At 73.1% G+C, this 5928-nt stretch carries 1 protein-coding gene; it reads right to left on the reverse strand.

The features are described from left to right. The coding region (locus ACWC5O_RS44925) for an SDR family NAD(P)-dependent oxidoreductase (RefSeq protein ID WP_450781324.1) at positions 1-5904 on the reverse strand (5904 nt) is incomplete at its 3' end. Positions 5905-5928: the final 24 nt, after the last annotated feature.

A 5928-nucleotide genomic window follows, 5' to 3' on the forward strand; every position in this document is an offset into this window, starting at 1 on the left:
CAACGCACCCGTACCACCAGTGACCAGCACAGTGCCCCGCGGACGCCAGGGCGTCTCCCCGCCGGTGGCGGGCACGCGTTCCAGCCGGCGGCCGAAGACTCCCGATGCGCGCAGCGCGAGCTGGTCCTCGTCGGCGGTTCCGCCGGCCAGGACCGCGGCAAGCCTCCGCGTTGCTCGGCGGTCGAGGGCCTCGGGCAGGTCGACCAGACCACCCCAGCGATCCGGGTACTCCAGAGCCGCCACCCGGCCCAGACCCCACACCGCACCCTGCACCGGATCAGCCGGACCGTCCGAACGGCCCACCGACACACCACCCCGCGTCAACACCCACAACCGGCCCCCCACACCCGCATCCGCGAGCGCCTGGACGACCAGGGTCACCGCAGCACACGTCTGCGTCGCGTCACCCGTGGTCCCGGTGGCGAGGAGGACTCCGGACACGCCGTCGGAGGCGGAGGTCAACTGTGCAGCGAGGGAGGCCCGTTCGGGCGCATCGGGAATCTCGACGATCACGGGTTCGGCGCCGCGTGCGGCGAGTTCCGCCGTGAGGGCGTCCGTAGCGGCGTCCTGTGTGGCGCCTTCGGGGAGGAGCAGGAGCCAGCGACCGGAGAGCACGGTGGTGGACGACGGGTCGAGCGGCTTCCAGTGTGCCCGGTAGAACCACCGGTCCACCCGGGAGCGTTCCTGGCGACGGCGCCGCCAGGACGAGAGGGCAGGGACCAGGCCGTCGAGGGACTCCTCGGCGAGCCCCAGCGACTCGGCCAGGGAACCGAGGTCGCCACGCTCGACGGCGTCCCAGAACTCGGTTTCGGCGGCGCCACCGGTCTGCTGCTCGGCGTTGACGCCGCTGCCCGTGGCGGGGCGGCTCTGGTCGGCCAGCCAGTAGCGCTGGTGCTGGAAGGCGTACGTGGGCAGCTCCACCCGGCGTCCGCCGGGCAGGACGGCCTCCCAGGTGACCGTGGTGCCGTGGGCGTGCAGGCGGGAGAGCGTCGTGAGGGCGCTGACCGGTTCGTCGCGGTCCTTGCGGAGGGTGGCCGCGAACAGGATGCCGGCGCTGCCGGTGTCGGCCGCGGCGAGGGCCTCCGGGCAGGCCTGGGCCAGGGCGGTGAGGGTGCCGTCGGGGCCGAGTTCCAGGTAGCGGGTGATGCCGCGCGCTGCGAGGGTGCGCACGCCCTCGGCGAAGCGGACCGCGTGGCGGACGTGCCGCACCCAGTGGTCGGGGGAGCGCAGTTCCTCGGGGGTGGCGGTCGTGCCCGTGAGGGTGGAGACGATCGGGAGGGTCGGGTCCGCGTACTCGAGGCTCTCGGCGATGACCCGGAAGTCGTCGAGCATCGGCTCCATCAGCGGCGAGTGGAAGGCATGGCTCACCCGCAGGGCCGTCACCTTGCGATCCTGGGCGCGGAAGTGGGCGGCCACCTCCTCGACCGCGTCGGCCGCACCCGAAATCACCACCGCCCGCGGACCGTTGACCGCCGCGACACCCACCCGGCCGTCGAGCAGCGGCAGCACCTCCTCCTCGGCGGCCTGGAGCGCGACCATCGCACCGCCCTCGGGCAGCGCCTGCATCAACCGGCCACGCGCCACCACCAGACGGCAGGCGTCCGCCAGAGACCACACCCCGGCCACATGCGCCGCCGCGATCTCACCGATCGAATGACCGGCCAGCACATCCGGGCGCACACCCCAGGACTCCAGCAACCGGAACAGCGCCACCTCAAGGGCGAACAGAGCGGGCTGGGCGTACTCGGTCCGGTTCAGACGTTCCGCGTCCTCACCGAAGACCACCTCCCGCAAGCTGAAGGGGAGTTCGGCGTCCACCGCGTCGAAGGCCTCGGCGAAGGCCGGATACGTCTCGTACAACCCCTGGCCCATGCCGGGCCGTTGAGATCCCTGACCCGCGAACAGGAACGCCGTGCGACCGTCGGGCTGCGCGGTGCCGGTGACGATGCCCTCGGCGCTGTCGCCTTCGGCGAACGCGGCCAGTTTCGCGACGAGTTCGTCGTGACCGGTGCCGATCAGGGTGGCCCGGTACGGGAGTGCCGCTCGGTGCGCGGCGAGCGACCAGGCGAGGTCGAGTGGCGCGTCGCCGGGGTGTTCCCTCAGGTGCGCGAGGAGACGTGCGGCCTGGGCGGGCAGGGCTTCGGGGGTACGGGCGGACAGTACCCAGGGCAGTACCGGGGGTGTCTCCTGCGGTAGTGTGCGGGAGCCGACGGGCGCAGAATCGCCGGAGAGCGCTTCCGGGTCGTCGGGGGCTTCCTCGGAGGGCGCCTCCTCGATGATGGCGTGTGCGTTGGTGCCGCTCACTCCGAAGGCGGAGACGGCGGCGCGGCGCGGCCGGTCCTCCTCCCTCACCCAGTCACGCGACTCCGTGAGCAGTCGTACGTCACCCGCCGACCAGTCGACATGGGACGAGGGCTCATCCACGTGCAGGGTGCGCGGCAACGTCCCGTGCCGCATGGCCAGCACCATCTTGATGACACCCGCCACACCCGCGGCGGCCTGCGTGTGCCCGATGTTCGACTTCACCGACCCCAGCCACAACGGCCGCTCACGATCCCGGCCGTACGTCGCGATCAGCGCCTGCGCCTCGATCGGATCACCCAACGTCGTACCCGTACCGTGCGCCTCCACCGCGTCCACATCCGCCGCCGACAACCCCGCACCGGCCAGCGCCGCACGAATGACCCGCTGCTGCGAAGGACCGTTGGGGGCGGTCAGACCATTCGAAGCACCGTCCTGATTGACCGCACTCCCCCGCACCACCGCCAACACCCGATGACCATTGCGACGCGCCTCCGACAGCCGCTCCACCAGCAGCATGCCCACACCCTCGGACCACCCGGTACCGTCCGCACCCTCCGCGAACGCCTTGCACCGACCGTCCACCGCAAGCCCCCGCTGCCGCGAGAACTCCACGAACACACCCGGCGTCGACATCACCGTCACACCACCGGCCAACGCCAGATCACACTCACCGTTCCGCAACGCCTGCACCGCAAGATGCAACGCCACCAAAGACGACGAACACGCCGTGTCGAGGGTGATCGCGGGGCCCTCCAGTCCGAGCGCGTACGACACCCGGCCGGAGGCCAGGCTCGCCGCGCTGCCGGTGAGCATGTGGCCGCGTACGTCGTCGGGGACCTCGGTGAGCGTGGCGCCGTAGCCCTGGTGTCCGCAGCCGACGAACAGACCGGTGCGGCTGCCGCGCAGTGAGCGCGGATCGATACCGGCCCGCTCGACCGTCTCCCAGGAGACCTCCAGCAGCAGCCGCTGCTGGGGGTCGATGGCGACGGCCTCGCGCGGCGAGATCCCGAAGAAGGCGGCGTCGAAGGCGTCGGCGCCGGACAGGAAGCCGCCCTCGTCGACGTAACTGGTGCCGGGCCGCAGCGAGTCGGGGTCGTACAGCGTGTCGAGGTCCCAGCCGCGGTCGGTCGGGAAGGGGGCGATGGCGTCGCCGCCGTCGGCCAGGAGGTCCCACAGTTCCTCGGGCGAGGTGATCCGGCCGGGAAGCCGACAGGCCATCGCGACGATGGCGATCGGTTCGTCGTCGGCGCCGCCGCTGCCGCCCGCCGGGATCAGTTCCGCACCGGTGGGCCGGTGGCCGGCGGGCGGGGTGCCGTCGGCGAGTTCGCACACCAGGTGGTCGGCGAGGGCGAGGGGCGTCGGGTGGTCGAAGACCAGTGTCGTCGGCAGCGCGAGGCCGGTGCCGGTGGCCAGCAGGTTGCGGAGTTCCACGGCGGTGAGCGAGTCGAAGCCGCAGTCCTGGAAGGCACGGGTCGGCTGGATGCTCTCCGGTGTCGGATGGCCCAGCGCGGTGGCGGCACTGTGGCGCACCAGTTTGAGCAGTAGCTGCCTGCGTTCCGCCGCACCCAGCGGGGCGAGTTCGGCGCGCAGCCGGCTGCCGGCGCCTCCCGTGTGATCCTCGGCCGCCGCCATGCCCCGGGCGGCCTCGGGGATACGGCTCAGCAGCGCGCCACCCGGCAGACCGCGCCGCCCGGCGGCGATCCTGGCCCAGTCGACGTCGGAGACCAGTGCCCAGGCGTCGTCGTGGGCGAGCAGGCTGTCGAGGGCGGTGAGCGCGGGTTCGACCTCCATCGGGGCCAGGCCACCGCGCCGCAGCCGCGTCAGTACCTCGGGGTCGTCGGCCATGCCGCCACCGGCCCATGGCCCCCAGGCGACGGAGGTGGCCGTGAGTCCGGCGGCGCGCCGCTGCCGGGCGAGGGCGTCGAGGAAGGCGTTTCCGGCCGCGTATCCGGCCTGGCCCGCCGAGCCGAGCGCACCGGCGATGGACGAGAAGAGCACGAACGCCGCCAGGGGGGTGCCCAGGTGCCGGGTGGCCTCGTCCAGGTTGACGGCCGCCCGGAGCTTGGCGCGCAGGACGATGGCGTAACGCCCGGGGTCCATCGCGGTGAGCGGCGCGTCGTCGAGGACGCCCGCGACATGCAGCACCGTGGTCAGCGGCCGGTCACCCGGGACGGTGGCGAGCAGTTCGTCCAGGGCGGTCCGGTCGGCGGGGTCGCAGGCGGCGACGGTTACCTGGGCGCCTGCCTCCTCCAGTTCGCGGCGCAGCTCGTCGGCGCCGGGCGCCGCCGGGCCGCGCCGGCTGACGAGCAGCAGGTGCTCGGCGCCTTCCCGGGCGAGACGACGTGCCACATGCGCGCCGATGATGCCGGTGCCGCCGGTGATCAGTGTCGTTCCGGTGAGCCTCGGTACGGGACGGTCCTCGTCGCCGTCGCGGGCGACACGAATCAGCCTGCGGGCGAAGACGGCGGATCCGCGTACCGCCAGCTCGTTCTCGTCGCCGGGCTCCGCGACGACCGCCACCAGCCGGGCCAGCGCACGCTGGTCCGGATCCGGCGGAAGGTCGACGAGGCCGGCCCACAGATCGGTGTGCTCGACGGCCACGGTCCGGCCGAGGCCCCAGGTGGTGGCCTGCAGTGGCCGGGTCAGCCGGTCGGCGGCACCGACGGACGCCGCGGACTGCGTGGCCGCCCACAGCCGTGCCTTGGTGCCGGTCTCGGCCAGCGCCTGCACCAGCAGGGTGTTGAGGTGCAGACCGAGGGGAACGTCCGCATGAGCCGGGTGGGGCGTCTCGGTGAGGGCGAGCAGTGACAGCAGCCGCACCGTGCCGCCGTGGTGTGCGGTGGCCTCGGTGAATGCCGTCGTGAGCCGGTCGCGGTCCGCATCAGCGGCCACGGGGAAGGGGCTCGCGTCCGCCCCGGCGACGGCGAACGCCTCCACCAGGGTCGCGGCTGTCCCGGCGGCGTCCGGGTCGCTCGCGCAGAAGGGCACCAGCCACAGCCCGGCCGGGGAACCCGCCGGGGACTGCAGCGGTGTCCAGATCTCCCGGTACTGCCAGGATTCCGCGGTGGCCCGTTGCATGCTGTCGTGGTGCCAGGCCGTCAAGGCGGGCAGCACGGGCGCCAGGACGTCGGGGTCGAGGGCCAGCCGCTCCGCCAGGTCCCGGACGTCGCCCTTGCGAACAGCGGACCAGAACGCCGAGTCCACGGCCTGCGCCTGACCGTCCTCCGGGTCGGACGCGGCGTCGGCCAGCCAGTACCGGGCCCGCTGGAAGGCATAGGTGGGCAGTTCGACGCGCCGGGCGCAGGGGAACAGTGCGGACCAGTCCGGGCCGTGCCCGTGCACGTGCAGCGTCCCGACGGCACGGAGCAGACTTCCCGCCTCCGACCCGTCCTTGCGCAGCGCCGGCACCGCCACGTACTGCGCCACGGCCGCCTCCGGGTCCTCGCCCGCCGAGGGCAGGACAGCCTGGGCGAGTGCGGAGAGGGTGCCGTCGGGCCCGAGTTCCAGGTAGCGGGTGACGTTCTGGTCCGCGAGGGTGCGGACGGCGTCGGCGTAACGCACGGTCCGCCGCACGTGCCGCACCCAGTACTCCGGTGACATCAACTCCTCGGCACTCACCGCCTC

The organism is Streptomyces sp. NPDC001450 (assembly GCF_053597295.1).